The 17130-nt window shown below is 72.1% G+C and carries 14 protein-coding genes; 2 read left to right on the top strand and 12 right to left on the bottom strand.

What is annotated here, in order from left to right:
• Nucleotides 1–111: 111 nt before the first annotated feature.
• Nucleotides 112–660, top strand: a complete 549-nt coding sequence (locus I2501_RS04535; RefSeq protein WP_196192513.1) for an LbetaH domain-containing protein — start codon at nt 112–114, stop codon at nt 658–660.
• Here I2501_RS04535 and I2501_RS04540 read toward each other — a convergent pair.
• From I2501_RS04540 to nsdA, 4 genes are all read right to left on the bottom strand, one after another.
• Nucleotides 594–3182 (bottom strand): [protein-PII] uridylyltransferase, encoded by a 2589-nt coding sequence (locus I2501_RS04540; protein ID WP_408022703.1) that lies wholly within the window; start codon nt 3180–3182, stop codon nt 594–596. The two genes, I2501_RS04535 and I2501_RS04540, sit on opposite strands and share 67 nt — an antisense overlap.
• Before the next feature lie 103 nt (nt 3183–3285).
• Nucleotides 3286–3624: a P-II family nitrogen regulator gene (locus I2501_RS39020; protein WP_236045925.1), complete on the bottom strand. Its 339-nt coding sequence runs from the start codon at nt 3622–3624 to the stop codon at nt 3286–3288.
• Nucleotide 3625: 1 nt separating this feature from the next.
• Complete coding sequence (locus tag I2501_RS04545) at nt 3626–4999, bottom strand: ammonium transporter (RefSeq protein WP_196192515.1); 1374 nt, start codon at nt 4997–4999, stop codon at nt 3626–3628.
• A gap of 311 nt (nt 5000–5310) precedes the next feature.
• Nucleotides 5311–6771 carry a transcriptional repressor NsdA gene (gene nsdA / locus I2501_RS04550; protein WP_196192516.1) on the bottom strand — a complete coding sequence of 487 codons (1461 nt, stop codon included), beginning with the start codon at nt 6769–6771 and terminating at the stop codon, nt 5311–5313.
• Between the two features lie 386 nt (nt 6772–7157).
• Between nsdA and I2501_RS04555 the strand changes: the two genes are divergently transcribed.
• Nucleotides 7158–7685 carry a bifunctional DNA primase/polymerase gene (locus I2501_RS04555; RefSeq protein ID WP_196192517.1) on the top strand — a complete coding sequence of 176 codons (528 nt, stop codon included), beginning with the start codon at nt 7158–7160 and terminating at the stop codon, nt 7683–7685.
• Between the two features lie 28 nt (nt 7686–7713).
• Here I2501_RS04555 and I2501_RS04560 read toward each other — a convergent pair whose 3' ends face one another.
• From I2501_RS04560 to I2501_RS04595, 8 genes are all read right to left on the bottom strand, one after another.
• A complete protein-coding gene (locus I2501_RS04560) occupies nt 7714–8490 on the bottom strand; it encodes an SDR family oxidoreductase (RefSeq protein WP_196192966.1) in 777 nt (258 codons plus the stop codon).
• Between the two features lie 198 nt (nt 8491–8688).
• Complete coding sequence (gene ftsY / locus I2501_RS04565) at nt 8689–9903, bottom strand: signal recognition particle-docking protein FtsY (protein WP_196192518.1); 1215 nt, start codon at nt 9901–9903, stop codon at nt 8689–8691.
• Between the two features lie 79 nt (nt 9904–9982).
• Nucleotides 9983–13708 (bottom strand): chromosome segregation protein SMC, encoded by a 3726-nt coding sequence (gene smc, locus I2501_RS04570; protein ID WP_196192519.1) that lies wholly within the window; start codon nt 13706–13708, stop codon nt 9983–9985.
• Between the two features lie 244 nt (nt 13709–13952).
• Nucleotides 13953–14153 carry a hypothetical protein gene (locus I2501_RS04575; protein WP_196192520.1) on the bottom strand — a complete coding sequence of 67 codons (201 nt, stop codon included), beginning with the start codon at nt 14151–14153 and terminating at the stop codon, nt 13953–13955.
• A gap of 392 nt (nt 14154–14545) precedes the next feature.
• The gene (locus I2501_RS04580; protein ID WP_196192521.1) at nt 14546–14824 is read right to left on the bottom strand and encodes an acylphosphatase; all 279 of its coding nucleotides are present in this window, start codon (nt 14822–14824) and stop codon (nt 14546–14548) included.
• 26 nt (nt 14825–14850) lie between these two features.
• On the bottom strand, nt 14851–15612 hold the full coding sequence (locus I2501_RS04585; RefSeq protein WP_196192522.1) for a hypothetical protein: 762 nt from the start codon (nt 15610–15612) through the stop codon (nt 14851–14853).
• On the bottom strand, nt 15612–16748 hold the full coding sequence (locus tag I2501_RS04590; protein WP_196192523.1) for a WXG100 family type VII secretion target: 1137 nt from the start codon (nt 16746–16748) through the stop codon (nt 15612–15614). Before I2501_RS04590 ends, I2501_RS04585 begins: the two co-directional genes overlap by 1 nt.
• A gap of 2 nt (nt 16749–16750) precedes the next feature.
• Nucleotides 16751–17065, bottom strand: a complete 315-nt coding sequence (locus I2501_RS04595) for a hypothetical protein (RefSeq protein WP_196192524.1) — start codon at nt 17063–17065, stop codon at nt 16751–16753.
• Nucleotides 17066–17130: the final 65 nt, after the last annotated feature.

Raw genomic sequence — 17130 nt, forward strand, 5'->3', positions numbered from 1 at the left:
ACGGCCGCGTGTCCTCGGAACGCACCCGGAAGCCACCCGTACGGCGGCACCCTGCGCCCACCCCACGCGAGCCTGCGCCCCCGGCCGCCCCACCGTCACCAGCATGGGCCTATGTCGCTGGTTGCCAAGCTGATCTACGCCCGTCGGAATCCGCTGCTGAAACGTCTGGTGCAGGAGGTGCTCGCCCTCTACGGCGTGGAGGTGCCCGCCGCCGTCGAGATCGGGCCGGGGCTGCTCGTCTTCCACCGGGGCTTCGGGCTGGTGCTGCACCCGTACACGACGCTGGGCGCGGACGTCGTGCTCTACAACAACGTCACCGTCGGCCGCGCGGACCCCTGGGTGCCGCAGGAGCTGAGCCGGATGGAGCGGGTCGTCGTCGAGGACGGGGCCGTGCTCTGCACCGGCGCGCGGGTGGTCTGCAAGGAGGGCGTGCTGACCGTGGGCCGGGGGACGATCGTCGGCGCCAACGCCGTGCTGACGCGGTCCACCGGACCGAACGAGATCTGGGCCGGGGTTCCGGCCCGCCGAGTCGGCTTCCGGCAGCCGCTCGACGGGACACCCGACGGGGCGCTCGACGAGGCCGTGCCCGAGGTTCAGGCCACCAGCGCGCGCTCGACCGACTGCGCCAGCTCCGTCGCCGCCGCGTCCGACAGCGGCTGACCGGACCGGTCGGTGAGGTAGAAGGCGTCCACCGCGTCCGCGCCCAGGGTGGAGATCCGGGCCCGGTGGACGCGGATGCCGTTCCCCTCCAGCGCGACGCCGATCCGGTGCAGCAGACCGGGGGCGTCGTGGGCGCGGACCTCCAGCACGGTCGCCGACGCGCTGCTCCCGCGCGCCACGGTGACCCGGGGCGGCGGGGCGACGCTGCCGCGACGGCGTGGCGCTGCGGCGTCCCGCTCGGCGAGGCGGCGGGTGACGTCCAGGCCGCCGTCGAGCGCGCGGCGGATGTCGGCGCGCAGCCGGGCCGCCTCGGGGACCTCGCCGAACTCGGCCGCGACCTTCCAGGTCAGCACCAGCACCACGCCCGCGCCGACCGGGTCGAGCTCACGGATCGCGGCCGCGCGGACGGTGAGCCGGTGCAGGGCCAGCACCCCGGCCACGGTCGGCAGCACGGACGGGCGGTCCGGCAGTGCCAGCGTGAGCTCCACGCCCATCGGCTCCGAGCCGTCGGCGCTGTAGGTGGTGCTGTCGTCGACGCCGCTCTCGACGCGGCCCTCGGCCTCGGCGCGGACGGAGAGGACCGGGCCCCCGGTGCGAGCGGCCTCGACGGCGAGGCGCTCCTCCTCGGTGGTCGGCTCCAGGGCCGTCTCCGGCGCGGGCGGCTCCCCGGCCAGGACCGCCGCCGCGCGCTGCACCAGGTCGGCGACGAGCGTGGCCCGCCAGGTGCTCCACGCCGCCGGACCGGTGGCCAGCGCGTCGGCCTCGGTGAGCGCGTGCAGCAGCTCCAGCGTCCCCGCGTTGCGGACGACGGAGGTGATCGCCTCGATCGTGGCCGGGTCGTCTGGGTCACGCCGCATCGCGGTCTCGACCAGCAGCAGATGGTGGCGGACCAGCAGCGCCAGCGTCTCCACGTCCGCCTTGTCGAAGCCGAGACGGGCGGCGACGTCGCGGGTGATCACCTCACCGGCCTCGGAGTGGTCGCCCGGCCAGCCCTTGCCGATGTCGTGCAGGAAGGCGGCGACCAGCAGCAGGTCGGGGCGGGCGACGCGGCGGGTCATCGCGGCGGCCCTGACCGCCGTCTCGACCAGGTGCCGGTCCACGGTGAAGCGGTGGACGGCGTTGCGCTGCGGGCGGCAGCGGACCCGTTCCCAGTCCGGGAGCAGCCGGGCGACCAGACCCTCCGCCTCCAGCGCCTCCCAGACCGGGATCGCGCTCTCCCCCGCGCCGAGCAGCGTGATCAGCTGCTCGCGCGCCTCGTCCGGCCACGGGACCGGCAGCGGCTTGGTCTCGGCGGCCAGACGGCGCACCGTCGACGGCGCCAGCGGCAGGTCCGCCTGCGCGGCTGCGGCAGCGGCCCGCAGCGGCAGCACCGGGTCCTGGCCGGGACGCGCGGGCGCGGCGAGCACCGCCTCACCGTCCATTTCCACCACGCCCTCGGCCAGCGGCCGACGCGGAGCCGGGCCGCGTCCGGCCGCCGCGCCGAAGCCGTTGCCGCCGATCCCCCCGATACCGCCGATGCCTCCGAAGAGCGCGCGGCGGGTGCGTCCGCTGCGGGACCGCAGCACCCGCTCCACCTCGCGCCAGGTGACGTCGGAGGCGTAGGCGATGACGCGGGCAGCCTCGTACACCTCGCGGAGCAGGATGTCCGCGTCGAGCAGGCCGAGTCGCTCGGCGACGGCGTCCTGCTCCTGGAGGCTGAGCCGGTCCGTGGCGCGTCCGGTGACCAGGTGCAGTGCGTCGCGGACGTCGCGCAGCCGCCCGGCCGCCTCGCTCAGCCCGGCGCGCGGCGCGTCGGCGATCCAGGAGGCGGCGACGGCGCCGAGCGCGGTGACGTCCCGCAGCCCGCCGCGTGCCTCCTTCAGGTCGGGCTCCAGCAGGAAGGCCAACTCACCCTGGCGCTCGGCGCGTTCGCGGCAGAGCTGATGCAGTTCGGGCAGCCGCTTGGGCGCGCCGGCCCGCCAGTCGGCGAGCACGGTGGAGCGCAGCTGCGCGGTGAGTTCCGGGTCGCCCGCGACATGGCGGGCGTCGAGCAGGCCCAGCTGGGCCTTGAGGTCCTCGGCGGCGACCTTGCGGGCCTGGCCGAGGTCCCGGACGGAGTGGTCCAGCGCCAGGCCCAGGTCCCAGATGGGGTACCAGAGTTGCTCGGCCAGCGAGGCGACGGCGGTGCCGCGCATGCCCCGCGCGCCACCGTCGTGGAGCAGCAGCACGTCGACGTCGCTGCGCGGGGAGAGCTCGCCGCGACCGTAGCCGCCGACGGCGACCAGGGCGATACCCCGGGGAGTCTGCGCGTTCTGGCCGTCCTGACCGACCTGGCCGCTCCCGCCGGACTGACCGGCCTGTCGCTTCAGCGCGTCGGTGAACAGCCCGGCGAGCCAACGGTCCGTCAGTTCGGCAAGTGCGGCCCGGCGTTGGGCACCGTCCAGGGCGGCCTCCTGGCCGTCACCCGCCCGGCTCCCGTCGGCCCGCAGCAGCGCCAGCCGCTGGGCGGCGTACCCGGTCTCCTCGCCCTGCTGGTCCGTCACGTCGCTCGCTCCTCCGGTGTGCGGATACGGCGGAGCGGATCCGCGGCCCTCCTCGGCCCTCGGATCCGCCCCACCTCTTGCTGCCTGCCGGCCGTTGTCGCGACTACAGCGCGTCCGGGCCGCGTTCGCCGGTGCGGACCCGCACCGCCGTCTCGACGGAGGTGCTCCAGACCTTGCCGTCGCCGATCCTGCCGGTGCGGGCGGCCTTGACGATGATGTCGATGACGCCATCGGCGTCGTCGTCCTCGGTCAGCACCTCTATCCGGACCTTCGGCACCAGGTCGACGGTGTACTCCGCGCCCCGGTAGACCTCGGTGTGGCCGCGCTGGCGGCCGTAGCCGCTGGCCTCGGTGACGGTCAGGCCGTGGACGCCGAAGGCCTGCAGCGCCTCCTTGATGTCGTCCAGCCGGTGGGGCTTGACCACTGCGGTGATGAGCTTCATCTCAGGCATCGACCTTCTTCTCGGCCTCGGCAGGGCTCGCGGGGGCGTCGGGTTCGGCGTCGCCCACCGCGGTGGTCGACGCTACCGCCACGGGCTTCGGAGCCAGCGCCTTGGACAGCGCCGCGCCGACCGCACTGAAGTCGTAGGCGGACTCGGCGTGCTCCGCCTGGTCGATACCGGCCAGCTCGACCTCCTCGGAGACCCGGAAGCCGATCGTCTTGTCGATGGCCTTGCCGATCAGCCAGGCCAGCGTGAAGGAGTACACCGCGACCACGCCGACGCCCAGCGCCTGCTTGCCCAACTGCGTGAAGCCGCCGCCGTAGAAGAGACCCTTGGCCGGCGAACCGCCACCACCGGTGGCCAGCAGGCCGATCAGCAGCGCGCCCGCCGCACCGCCGACCGCGTGGACGCCGACCACGTCGAGCGAGTCGTCGAAGCCGAACTTGTACTTGAGGCTGATCGTCCAGGAGCAGAGCGCGCCGCAGAGCAGGCCGAGGAAGATCGAGCCGAGCGGGCTGATGTAGGCACAGGCCGGGGTGATCGCCACCAGGCCGGTGACGGCGCCGGAGGCCGCACCCAGCGTGGTGAACGCGCCGTGCTTGATCTTCTCGTAGGCCAGCCAGCCGATCATGGCCGCACCGGTCGCGATCTGGGTGTTGATGAAGGCGAGACCCGCCAGGCCGTTGGCGGCCAGCGCCGAACCGGCATTGAAGCCGAACCAGCCGAACCAGAGCAGCCCGGAACCGAGCATCACCAGCGGCAGGCTGTGCGGACGCATCGGGTCCTTCTTGAAGCCGATCCGCTTGCCCAGCACCAGTGCCAGCGCCAGACCGGCGACGCCCGCGTTGAGGTGGACCGCGGTGCCGCCCGCGAAGTCCAGGACGCCGTTGCGGTCGCCCAGCCAGCCACCCTTGCCGTTGTCGAACATGAAGACCCAGTGCGCGACCGGGAAGTAGACGATGGTCACCCAGAGCGCGACGAAAAGCGCCCAGGCGGAGAACTTGGCCCGGTCCGCAATCGCGCCGGAGACCAGCGCCGGTGTGATCACCGCGAACATCAACTGGAATGCGGAGAACGCGAACACCGGAATGGTTCCGGACAGAGAGTTCATCCCGATGTGGCGCATGCCGAGCATCGAAAGATTACCGATCAGGCCGTGGAACGCGTCCGGACCGAACGCGATCGAATAGCCGTAGAGCACCCACAACACTGTGACGATGCCGAGCGCGATAAAGCTCATGACCAGCATGTTCAGGGTGCTCTTCACCCGGACCATGCCGCCGTAGAAGAAAGCGAGGCCGGGGGTCATCAGCATGACCAGTGCCGCGCTTATGAGTACGAAGGCGGTGTCTCCACCACTGAAGCCGCTGGGCATCGGCGTCTCCTCGAATGTCGGGCCGATCAGTCCCCGGGCATCCGTCCCGTGCCCCCGGGGTCGTCGGCTGATGCTGAGGAGATTGACGGAGGCCCGTTTCCGTCGATGCGTGCGGATGTTTCGCGGGCGTGACGAAGCTGACGCCGGTGTTACGCAGGGGTGAACCGGAGCTCACAGAAAACCGGCCGCGAGAACCGTCCGAATGACCTGGCGTGGGGGTGCCGAGTCGGGTGAAGGGGGACGGGCCTCGCGGCCGGGGTCTCTCCGGGGAATTCCGGGGTTCTTCGAGGATTTCCGCAGGTTCGCGCTGGTCAGGCGGAGTTCCGCTGGGCCAGGGAGTCGGGGAGGGTCTGGTCGATCTGCTCGCGCAGCTCCCGCACCCGCTCGACGCCCTTGAACTCGCGGACGGCCGCCTCGGTCGTCTTGCGCAGGCGCGTGTTGACACGCTCGGAGCGGATCTGCGCGGCTATCTCCATGGCCTGCTCGGCGGAGTCGGCCGCGGCCTCCGGCTGCCGCTGGAGCAGGTGGACGCTGGCCATGCCGATCAGGTTGAGCGCGTACGAGCGCTTGTGGTCCCCGTCCTCCGCGAAGAGCTCGACGGCCTGCGAGATCTCCGGCTCGGCCTGCAGCGCGTACACCTGGCTGCGGCCGGTGTGGTAGCAGAGGTCGCGGTAGGAGTGGCCGTTCTCGGCGTGGAGTTCGGCCTCGGAGAAGAAGGTCAGCCAGTCGGGTGTGACGTCCTTGGCGCCGGCGTCGTCGAAGGCGTCCTCGGCGTGACGGGCCGCCCGGTAGCACTTGTTGGCCTCGCCGAGGTTGGCGTAGGCGCGCGCCTCCATGGCGTGCATCAGCGCGAGTTGGCGCGAAGTCGCCGTGTCGCGGGAGCCGTACTGGGCGAGGTGGATGAGTTCCAGGGCGTCGTTGGGCCGGTTGAGGTGGATCATCTGCCGGCACATGTCCGTCAGCACCAGCCCGCCGAAGGGCCGGTCACCGGCCTCCTTGGCGGCGTGCAGGGCGAGCACGTAGTACTTCTGGGCGCTCGGGTGCATGCCCACGTCGTAGGACATCCAGCCCGCGAGATGGGCGAGTTGGGCCGTGGTCTGGAAAAGGCGCTTGGTGGTCTGCGGGCTGTAGCTCTCCTGGAGCAGGTCGCAGACCTCGTGCAGCTGGCCGACCACGGCCTTGCGGCGCAGGCCGCCGCCGTTCTGGGCGTCCCACTGACGGAACATCACCACGGTGGACTCGAGCAGGTCCAGCTCGGGGGCGGAGAGGCGGCCGGTCACCGGGGCGCCCTCACGGGCGGCGGTCAGCGCGGTGGTCGGCATGCCGTTGGCTGCGGGGCTCAGCCAGCGCTGCATCGGCTCGATCAGGGCGGAGCCCGCGGTCAGGGCGAGGGAGGTGCCGAGGAAGCCCCGGCGGTTGAGCATCAGGTCGCTGCGGGAGTACTCGGAGATCAACTGGACGGTCTGCTCGCCGTTCCACGGCAGGTCGATGCCCGACCCGGCGGTGAGCGGGGCGACCGCCTTGAGGCCGAGGTCCTCGATCGGGACCGGCGAACCGAATCGGTCGGAGAAGAGCTCGGAGAGGATCTTCGGAATCGGCTCGCGCGGCTGTTCGCCGTCCAGCCAGCGGCGCACCCGGGAGGTGTCCGTGCTGATGTGCGCGGCGCCCATCTGCCGGGCCCGCCGGTTGACCTGCCGGGCCAGCTCGCCCTTGGACCAGCCGCTCCTGACGAACCACGCCGTCAGCTTCTCATTGGGTTGCTTGTCGCCCACCGCGGAACGCCCCCATCCCGGGCTCTGTCTGACCGTCAGATTCCTTGTCAGCGCGGAAGGTTGGCATCAATGCCAGTGGCATACCCGCTGACGTGCTCATGTCTGCGAGAGTCCTCGACCCTGCACCAGGAACGTAGCGCGATTTGCGCCGTCCGGGGGAGCGAGTGCACGGAAACGCCACCTTTCGCCACCCCTACGAGTGAACTTCCGGCGCTGGTCTCACGCTTCACTGGTCATCAGGTCCGCTGCAGCACAGTGAGGTTCCTGGATAGCACGACGGTCCTCGATCCCGAGGTGCGGTCCGAATTGTCCCGGCGTGCATCAGGCTCCGATGCGCCCCTGCGTAACCAAGGCATCCCCCGATCGGTTGGAGGTGAGTGGACTTGATGAGCACCGACACCCTCTTCAGCGAGCGCTTCGGCGATGTCCGGCTCCGGGGTCAGCGCCGTCGCGCCCGTGCCCACCAGGGCGAGGCCGCGGCGGAGTACGCCACGCGCTGGGGCTGGTCCGTCGCCTTCGACGGCCCCTGGGTCCGCCTGCTCACCGGCCGCGGCTTCGACGTCCTCGACGTCCCGGAGTCCGCCGGACGCGAGTCGCTGGTCCGGCTCGAACGGATGGGCGTCCGTCCCGGTCCGGTGCTGGCGTCGGGCTCGCGCGCGCTCTTCCTCGTCGGCCCGGAGACCGCCCGGCAGCTGCCCGAGCTGCTCTACCGCACGGGCTGGGACGACGCCGAGCTCGACCTCGTCTGCCACGGCCCCGGCGGCTCCGTCCCCGCGCCGCCGTCCCCGGACACGCGGTGGCTCCGCCCGCCGACCCCCGAGAACGCCACCCGCCCGCCGCACGCCAAACTGCTGCTCGGCACGCTCGCCTACGCCAGCCACCGCGGCGTGCCGGAGCTGGTCGGGCGGCGCTGAACCGCACCGGCCCAGCCCAGGGCCCCGCTCACGCGGCCGTTCGCGTGTGCTCGGCGAGGTAGTCCTCCCAGCTGCGGTGGCCGACCGTGGTCCGCTCCCCCAGCGCGAGGTTGTCCCCGTCCCGGTAGGCGCGGCCGACCTTGCCCGGCAGGTGGAGCGGGAGCAGCGGCCGGTGCTTCCCCTGCGCGGCGAGGTAGCTGCGCGCCAGCTCCCCCATCGAGTACACCGTCGGGCCGGCCAGGTCCGGGGCCAGCCCGGCGGGCTCGCCGAGCGCCAACTCGGCCAGACGGTCCGCTACATCACGCGGGTCGACCGGCTGCCACCGCATCCCGCCGGGGGCCGGGACCACCGGCATCCTGGTCATCTTCTCCATCGTCAGCAGCACCAGGCTGTGGAACTGGGCCGGGCGCAGCACGGTGTACGGGATGCCCGAGTCGACGATCGCCTGCTCCGCCGCCAGCTTCATCCGGAACCAGGCGAGCGGGACGGTGTCCACGCCGATCACGGAGACGTGGACCAGGTGCCGGACGCCACCCGCCCGCTGCGCCGCGGCGACCAGGTTCCGGGCCACGGTCCCGTCGCCCTTCGCCGCGCCCGCGATGTGCACCACGGTCTCCACGCCCGCCAGCGCCGCGTCGAGGCCCTCACCGGTCAGCAGGTCCCCGACCACGTACTCGATCCCCGGCTCGGCCGCGTGGGCGTGCCGGGAGACGATCCGGACGTCGCGCCCGGCGGCGCGCAGCTGCGGGACGACCAGGCTGCCCAGGGTTCCGGTGCCGCCGGTGACCAGGACGGGTGAGGTCATTGCGCTCTCCAGGGTCTCGAAGGTCTCGGGGTTCTCGAAGCTCTCTGCGTTCTCTCCGGTGTCGTTCACACAGCGATGACCCCGGCCGGCCCGGGAGTGTGACAGCCGCGCGGGAAATCGCGCGGGAAATAAGGCGGCCCGCGCCGTCCGGGAGGACGGCACGGGCCGGGGAAGGCGAGGTGGACTCGGCCTGGCGGCTCAGCCGAGCAGCGCGTCGACGAAGGCCGCAGGGTCGAAGGGAGCCAGGTCGTCGGCGCCCTCGCCGAGACCGATCAGCTTGACCGGGACGCCGAGCTGCCGCTGGACGGAGATGACGATGCCGCCCTTGGCGGTGCCGTCGAGCTTGGTCAGCACGATGCCGGTGATGTCGACCACCTCGGCGAAGACCTTCGCCTGGACGAGACCGTTCTGGCCGGTGGTGGCGTCCAGGACGAGCAGCACCTCGTCGACCGGGCCGTGCTTCTCGACGACGCGCTTGACCTTGCCGAGCTCGTCCATCAGGCCGGTCTTGGTGTGCAGGCGGCCGGCGGTGTCCACCAGGACGGTGTCCGCGCCCTCGGCGATGCCCTCCTTGACCGCGTCGAACGCGACGGAGGCCGGGTCGCCCGCCTCCGGGCCGCGCACGGTGCGGGCGCCGACGCGCTCGCCCCAGGTCTGCAGCTGGTCGGCCGCGGCGGCACGGAAGGTGTCGGCCGCGCCGAGGACGACGGTGTGGCCGTCTGCGACGAGCACGCGGGCCAGCTTGCCGCTGGTGGTGGTCTTGCCGACGCCGTTGACGCCGACGACGAGCAGGACCGCCGGGCGGGCCGGGGTCTCGTCGTCGTGGCGGGCGACGTGCAGCGTGCGGTCGAGGCTCGGGTCGATGAGGGTGATCAGCTCCTCACGCAGAAGGTTGCGGAGCTCCTCCGGCGTGCGGGTGCCGAGCACCTTGACGCGGGTGCGCAGCCGCTCGACCAGCTCCTGGGTCGGCTGGACGCCGACGTCGGCGGTGAGCAGCAGCTCCTCGATCTCCTCCCAGGTCTCCTCGTCGAGGCGGTCCCGGGAGAGCAGGGTGAGCAGACCCTTGCCGAGGGAGTTCTGCGAACGCGACAGGCGCGACCGCAGCCGGGTCAGCCGGCCGGCGGTCGGTTCCGGGACCTCCAGGGCCGGAGCCTCGACCGCCTCGGCGGCCTCGCCCGGGAGCTCGACCTCCGGGGCGGTAGGGCTCTGCTCGGGTGCCGTGACCGCGGCATCCTCGCCGACCTGCGGCTCCGCCGTCGGCTCGGCCGTGGCGGCGGGAGCGGGCTTGGTGATCTGCGGCTGCGCCGGAGGAGCGGGCGGCAACTGCTTGCGCCGTCGGCCGTTGACGACGAGACCGGTGGCCGCCCCGAGGACGACCACAGCGATGACTACAGCAAGAATGACGTATTCCATGGCCACCCCAGTATCGGGCACAGCCGTCGGCGACCTGCCGCTGTGTGACGTTTGTCCAACAAGTCACCCGTTCGTCACGTTATTCGGCTGCTGCCCCGACGGGCTCGACCTCCGCAGCAGCCGCGTCGGCGTCAGCCCCGACGTCGGCCTGCACGTCGGCGTCAGCCTGCACGTCGGCGTCCGGTCGGCGGATCCGGCGCGGGGGCTTGCGGGGCTCGTCGCGCAGGCGCTGGCTGATCACCTGGGAGATGCCGTCACCGCGCATGGAGACGCCGTAGAGCGCGTCGGCGCACTCCATGGTCAGCTTCTGGTGGGTGATCACGATCAGCTGGGAGCTGTCCCGCAGCTCCTCCATGATCGAGATCAGCCGGCGCAGGTTGGTCTCGTCGAGCGCGGCCTCGACCTCGTCCATCACGTAGAACGGGCTGGGCCGGGCCTTGAAGATCGAGACCAGCAGGGCGACGGCGGTCAGCGAGCGCTCGCCGCCGGAGAGCAGCGAGAGCCGCTTGACCTTCTTGCCGGGCGGACGGGCCTCGACCTCGATGCCCGTGGTCAGCATGTTCTCCGGGTCGGTCAGCACCAGCCGTCCCTCGCCGCCCGGGAAGAGCCGGGAGAAGACGCCCTCGAACTCGCGCGCCGTGTCGTGGTACGCGGCGGTGAAGACCTGCTCGACCCGCTCGTCGACCTCCTTGACGACGGTGAGCAGGTCGCGGCGGGTGGTCTTCAGGTCCTCCAGCTGCTCGGAGAGGAACTGGTGGCGCTCCTCCAACGCGGCGAACTCCTCCAGCGCCAGCGGGTTGACCTTGCCGAGCTGGGCGTAGGCCTTCTCCGCCGCCCTGAGCCGCTTCTCCTGCTCGGCGCGGCGGTACGGACGCGGCTGTCCCGCGGCGGCAGCCGCTGATGTCGCAGTGGCCTCCGGTTCCTCGCCCTCGACGGGCAGGGACGGCGGGACCGGCTGGTCCGGGCCGTACTCGGCGAGCAGCGCGGCGGACTCGATGCCGTGCTCCTCCAGCGCCTTGGCCTCCAACTGCTCGATCCGGAGCCGCTTCTCAGCGCGGAGCACCTCGTCGCGGTGCACCGTGTCGGTCAACTTGTCGAGCTCCGACTTCAGTTCACGGCTGCGGACGCGTTCGCGGCCCAACTCCGCGTCGCGGGCGGCGCGGTCCTGCTCGGCGGTGGTCCGGTCGGACGCCGCGGCGGTGAGCGCGTGCTCGACATGGGCGAGGAGTTGGCGGGCGCCCTCGGCGACGGCGGTGGCGACCTGCGCCTCGTGCCGGGCGCGGGCGGCACGAGCGGCGGCGCGGGCGCGGGCCTCGCGCTCGGCGCGTGCGCCCCGGTCGAGCGAGTCGGCGCGCCCGGCGAGTCCGCGGACGCGCTCCTCGTGGGTGCGGACGGCCAGCCGGGCCTCCATCTCACCCGCACGGGCGCGGGCGGCCTCGGCGTCGAGCTGGTCCCGGCGGCCGGTGTCCGGCTCCTCGTCGCCCGGGAGCTCTTCGGCGACCAGCAGCCGCTCCTCCAGCTCGGCCAGGTCCATCGCGGCCTGCTCCTGGGCGTCGGCGGCCTTGGCGGCTGCGGCGGCGAGCCGTTCGGCCTCGCCCGACGCGCCACGTGCCTGACCGGCGAGTCGACCGACCTGCTGCGCTATGGCCGCCTTCTCCTTCTCGGCGGCGCGCCGCACGGCGGAGACCTCCTCGACCTGCGCGGCGAGCTCCTTGCGGCGCGCGGTCGCGGCGTCGACCTCCTCGCGCAGCGTCTCCCGTCGGGCGACGAGCGCGGTGAGCCCGGCCTCGGCCTCGTCGACGGCGGCCTGCGTCTCCAGCACGCTCGGCGCGCCGGCGGACCCGCCGTAGGCGTAGGCGGCGCCGAGCACGTCGCCCTCGCCGGTGACGGCCGTCAGCTCGGGGTGGGTGGCGACCAGCGCCTCGGCCTCGTCGAGCGTCTCGACGACGACGTAGCCGTGCAGCAACGTCCGTACGGCGGACAGCAGTTCGTCCGCACCCGAGACCAGCGTGGCGGCCCGGACCGCTCCGGCGGGCAGAGCCGCGGTCTCGTCTGCCGGGCCCTCGCCTGCCGGGCCGTCGCTGGCGGCTCCGCCGATGAGCAGCGCCGCGCGGCCCGCGTCGTCCTTGCGCAGCAGGCGGAGTGCGTCGGCGGCGGAGGCGACCGTGGTGACGGCGATGGCGTCGGCGGCGCGGTCGAGCGCGGCAGCGACGGCGGTCTCCGCGCCCGGGGCGATGGTGAGGTGTCCGGCCGCCGGGCCGAGCAGGCCGGTCAGCCGGTCGGTGGCGGCGAGCAGCGCGCCGCTGCCGTCCTTGCGCCGGAGCGCGAGCGCCAGTGCTTCGCGACGCGCGGTGAGCGCGGCATGCTCGCGGTCGGCTGTGGAGAGCGCGTCGCGGGCCCGCGACTGGGCCTCCTCGGCGGCTGACAGGGCGTCACGCAGCCCGGCGAGTTCGGCGTCACGGGCGTCGGCGGCGGTGTCGAGGGAGTCGGCCTGCTCCTGCAACGCCTCGTACTCGGCCTGCGCCGCCTCCGCGCGCTCGAGCGCGGCGTCGCGGGCCTCGGCCAGGCGACCGATCTCCTCCCCCGCGCCCGCCGCACGCGAACGGGCCGCCGCCACCTTGCCCTGGAGCCGGGCCAGCCCCTCGCGGCGGTCGGCCAGAGCGCGGGCCGCCGCACGCAGGGCCTGCTCCTCGGCGGTCAGTTCGCGCTCCAGCTCGGCCCGGCGCTCGACGGTCTCGGCCAGGGCGTACTGGGCCTGTTCCAGCGCCTCGGCCAGCTCGGCCTCCTCGGCGCGGATCCGGGCGGCCTCGCGCTCCATGTCCTCGGGGTCGCGGCCGCGCCGCTCCTCCGCCTGCGGCGAGCGGGCGTGCCGGACCTTCGCCTCGGCCAGACCGATGGTGCCGCGCACCCGCTCGGCCAGAGACGAGAGCTCGAACCACGCCTGCTGCGCCCGCTCCACGGCCGGGCCGAGCTGCGCGACCTGCGCCTCCAGCACCGCCTCGCGCTGCTGCAGCTGCGCCAGCTCCTGCTCCACGCCGCTGCGCCGCAGCCGCAGCGCCATCTCGTCGGCGATCTCCTCCTCGACGGCCTTGCGCAGCGTCACCAGGTCGTCCGCGAGCAGCCGCAGCCGCGCGTCGCGCAGGTCGGCCTGGATCACTGCGGCGCGGCGGGCGATCTGCGCCTGGCGGCCCAGCGGCTTGAGCTGTCGCCGCAGCTCCCCCACCAGGTCCTGAACGCGCGTCAGGTTGGCCTGCATCGCGTCGAGTTTCCGCAGCGCCTTCTCCTTGCGCTTGCGGTGCTTGAGGACGCCGGCGGCCTCCTCGATGAAGGCGCGGCGGCCCATCGGGTCGGCGTGCAGGACCGAGTCGAGCTGGCCCTGGCCGACGATGACGTGCATCTCCCGGCCGATGCCGGAGTCGGAGAGCAGCTCCTGGATGTCGAGGAGTCGGCAGGTGTCGCCGTTGATGGCGTACTCGCTGCCGCCGTTGCGGAACATCGTCCGCGAGATGGTGACCTCGGAGTACTCGATCGGCAGCGCGCCGTCGGTGTTGTCGATGGTGAGCGCGACCTCGGCGCGTCCGAGCGGCGGACGGCCGGTCGTGCCGGCGAAGATGACGTCCTCCATCTTGCCGCCGCGCAGCGACTTTGCGCCCTGCTCGCCCATCACCCAGCTGAGCGCGTCCACCACGTTCGACTTGCCGGAGCCGTTGGGGCCGACCACGCAGGTGATGCCGGGCTCGAAGCGGAGGGTGGTCGCGGAGGCGAACGACTTGAACCCGCGCAGCGTGAGGCTCTTCAGATGCACCGGCGCCGACCTCCTACGTCCCTTTTCGCAGACACCCTAGTCGTCGCCGACCCTGGAGCCCGGTGACGGCTCGGTTTCATCCGAGTGTGTAAGGGGCATCTCTCCGACGAGGGATCGACAACGGGGTGTGACACGGCGGGGACGATCGGTGGCGGTGCCCGGGAACGACGAAGGGACGCCGGGTAGGCGTCCCTTGCACAATCCAGCGGCGATGCCGTGTGCGCTGCTGACCTTCGCGGAAAGGTCAGGAGTAAGCCGGTACCGCCTGGGCTGCGTCAATGCGGAGCAACTGCTCGTGGTCCGCGACGGCCTGCAGCGCGTCGTTCTCGGCCTGCATCCGTACAAGCTCGGATTCCAGGTCCTGGACACGCTGCTGGAGACGCCGCATCTCGGCGAGCAGTCGGGGGTCGGGTCCGCCGACGTAACCGAGAAGCGCCTTTGCCATGATGGATGGTCCTCCACGCTGAGTGACCGACCGCAGAAGTGGGGTCGTGTGAAGTGGGCCGCACCTACGACGCGCTCTCGCAAGGCTGTACGGGGCCGATAAGCCTTGAGCGGACGTACTGGTGCGCGGGTTTCCAGCGTCTCACCAAACGCGCAGGCGGTCAACACGATCACAGCGTGCTACAACCGCCGGGCGACCCGGGCAGCGGATTCGTCACGCTGCGTGCCTCGGCGATATTGCTGGTGCGCAGTCAACCACGGACTTCCTGGAAACGCAACCAGTCGTTCGCCGGAGCTGCAGGTCAGCGTCATGACGGTGACTGATAGAGCCTGACTCACAGTTGACGGTTCACACGGATATGGGGCCGTCCCCGACCGTCATCAGGTCGGGGCTCAGCGGATCGCGAAGCCCTCGTAGCCGCCCTCCGGCTTGCCCCAGATTTCTGTCACACCGTCCACGCGGCCGGGAGTGTCCCCGTGCCGCAGCAGGTGCAGCAGCTCGTCGCACTGCTCCCGGCTGCCCTCGGCGACGACCTGGACACGGCCGTCGCCGAGGTTGGACGCGTAGCCGAGCAGCCCGATCTCCAGCGCCCTCGACCGGGTCCACCAACGGAAGCCGACCTGCTGCACGGATCCGCGTACCCAGGCGGTCATCCGGACGTCCTCAGTCATGGGCGACAGTCTCTCATCGCCCTCGACTACCCGGGCTGTCCGGCCGTGGGGCCTGGCCAGGGGTTCGGCTGTGCGGCGGCCCGCTGCAGCACCCCCGCCGGGAGGCGGCCGACCAGGGCGGCCGCCTCGTCGACGAGTTGCAGCATGCCCTCCGGCTTGCGGTGCCATCGGATCGAGAGGACGACCGCGTGCCCCTCCATCCGGATCGCCCGACCGTGCTGCCGCACTTCGTCGAGCTGATCCGCCGTGAACAGCGCGGCGGCTGCCTCCGGGTCCGCCGCCTGGCCCTTCACGCCACGCCAGTCCGGCTGTCCGGGAAGGCCCGGCTGCTGCCGCTGGTCAGCCGGGTGCTCGTCGTCGGGGCCGAGCAGGACGGTGGGCAGCACGAAGGGGAAGACCACGGTGGCGATGGTGCTGAAGCGGGTACCGCTGGCACTGCCGCTGGTGTACAGGCTCTCCACCTGGAACACCTCGGCGCGCTCTCCCCCCGGCAGCGGCCCGGCCATCAGCCAGTGGAACTTACGCGTCTTGTAGTGCCAGGTCAGCGCATGCTGGTAGCGCGTCCGCGCCGGGGAGGCGTCCTTCTCCACGGTCCACCCGGGCCGCCGTGCCACCAACTGCCGCGCCTGCCGGGCGGTCTTCCGATCGCCTGCGGCCGCCCACAGGGAGAACAACCCGGCGATGACGAGCAGCGCGGCGATGAAGGCCACGACTTCCGTCACCGACACGGAGCCGTGCGCCGTACCGGACAGCACCGTTGCGGTGTTCACCATCCCGGATTCGGTCATCAGCTGACTTCCTGCATCGCACCGTCGGGGTTCTTGCCCTGCTGCGGGAGCGTGGGGTTCTGGTTCACGGCGTTCTCCAAGCCGCCGCCGGCCCAGCCCGACTCGGCGTTGGCGCCGAGGTCGAATCCGATCGGCGTGTACGGATCGCCGGGCGCCGCGTGCCGGCCCTCGCTCGGCAACGGGTCGACCTTGTGGTTGGCCGTGGCGTCCGAGGCCGCACCGCCGGAGACGAGGTTGGTGACCGCGTCGGCGGCGATGTCCCGGCCGCCCTTGTGCTGAACACCGTCGGCGATCGCGCCGCCACCCGCATTGGTGAGGCCGCCCATGGCGACGTTCGAGAAGCCGGTGTCGCCCTGCAGGAAGGCGCCGATCTTGCTTCCGGCCCCGTCCTCGGCGGCTCCCTTGGCGATCTTGCCGCCCAGGGCCCCGGCGATACCGGACAGTCCAGCGCCTCCGGCACCGCTCAGGGCTGCGCCCTCCAGGTCCGAGCCCTTGAGCGCCAGTCCGTGACCGGACATCACATTGCCGAGCTCGGTGCTGCCCAGGTTGGACACGGTGTTCTTCAAGGCGTCCATCGCGATGCGCGGCAGCATGCCGAGCTTGCGGATGTCCTCGATGAGCTCGGTGATGACCTTCTCCGCCTTCTCGGCCATCTTGATGAACTTGTCGATCAGTTGGACGATCTTCAGCGCCCGCTCGCCGGAGGCCGCGGCGGAGACCGCGTCCGAGATGCCCGCCGTGAAGACGGTGAGCAGCGCGCCCGCAAGCTCGAACTCGGCGATCTGGAGCGCGATGTCGACGATCGCCTCGATGATCGACTCGGCCTGGTCGGCGTAGGCCTCCAGCTCCTTCGCGACCTGCCGGAAGCTCTGCGCGCTCTTGGCCATCGCGTCGTGCTGCTTCGACCAGTGCTGCTGGAACGCCTCCGCCGCCGCGCCCGACCAGTGCGGGCCGACGACGTAGCCGACCTGGACGTCGAGGTGCTGGGCGGTCTGCTCCAGCTCGGCCGCCATCGCGTTCCAGTTGCCCGCCAGGCGGCGCAGCGCGGCGGGGTCGCCGCCGGGCCAGGGGAGGTCGAGCAGCGAGAGGACCTGGGCGACCTTGCCCGCGATCGCGGCGTTGATGTCGAGACCCATGCTCAGTTCCCCCCGAGGAGCTGGGCGTTGAAGTGCTCGACCTGGCCGTACGTGTCCGCCGTGTTCGCCAGGCCGGCCGCGTCACCCGCCAGCGCCTGGACCATCTGGTTCAGACCGTTGACGGTGTGGTCCACCAACCCCTGGTACGACGAGAACGCACCGGTGCACGCGCCCAGCAGGCCGAAGGCCTCGGCGTCCACGATCGCGTTGCCCTGGAAGGACGGCGTCAGCGAAGCGAAGTTGTCGGACGCCGCCTGGAACTCCTTGGAGAGGTCCGTCAGATACTCGTTGCCGACGAAGTACTGGTCCCCGTTCAATCCACTTCTCCCCGGTGGTGTGCGTGATCTTCAGCGCACAGACACCTTGCCACAGACGTGGCGAA

Origin of the sequence: Streptacidiphilus fuscans (assembly GCF_015690355.1) — a bacterium.
Lineage (GTDB): Bacteria > Actinomycetota > Actinomycetes > Streptomycetales > Streptomycetaceae > Streptacidiphilus > Streptacidiphilus fuscans.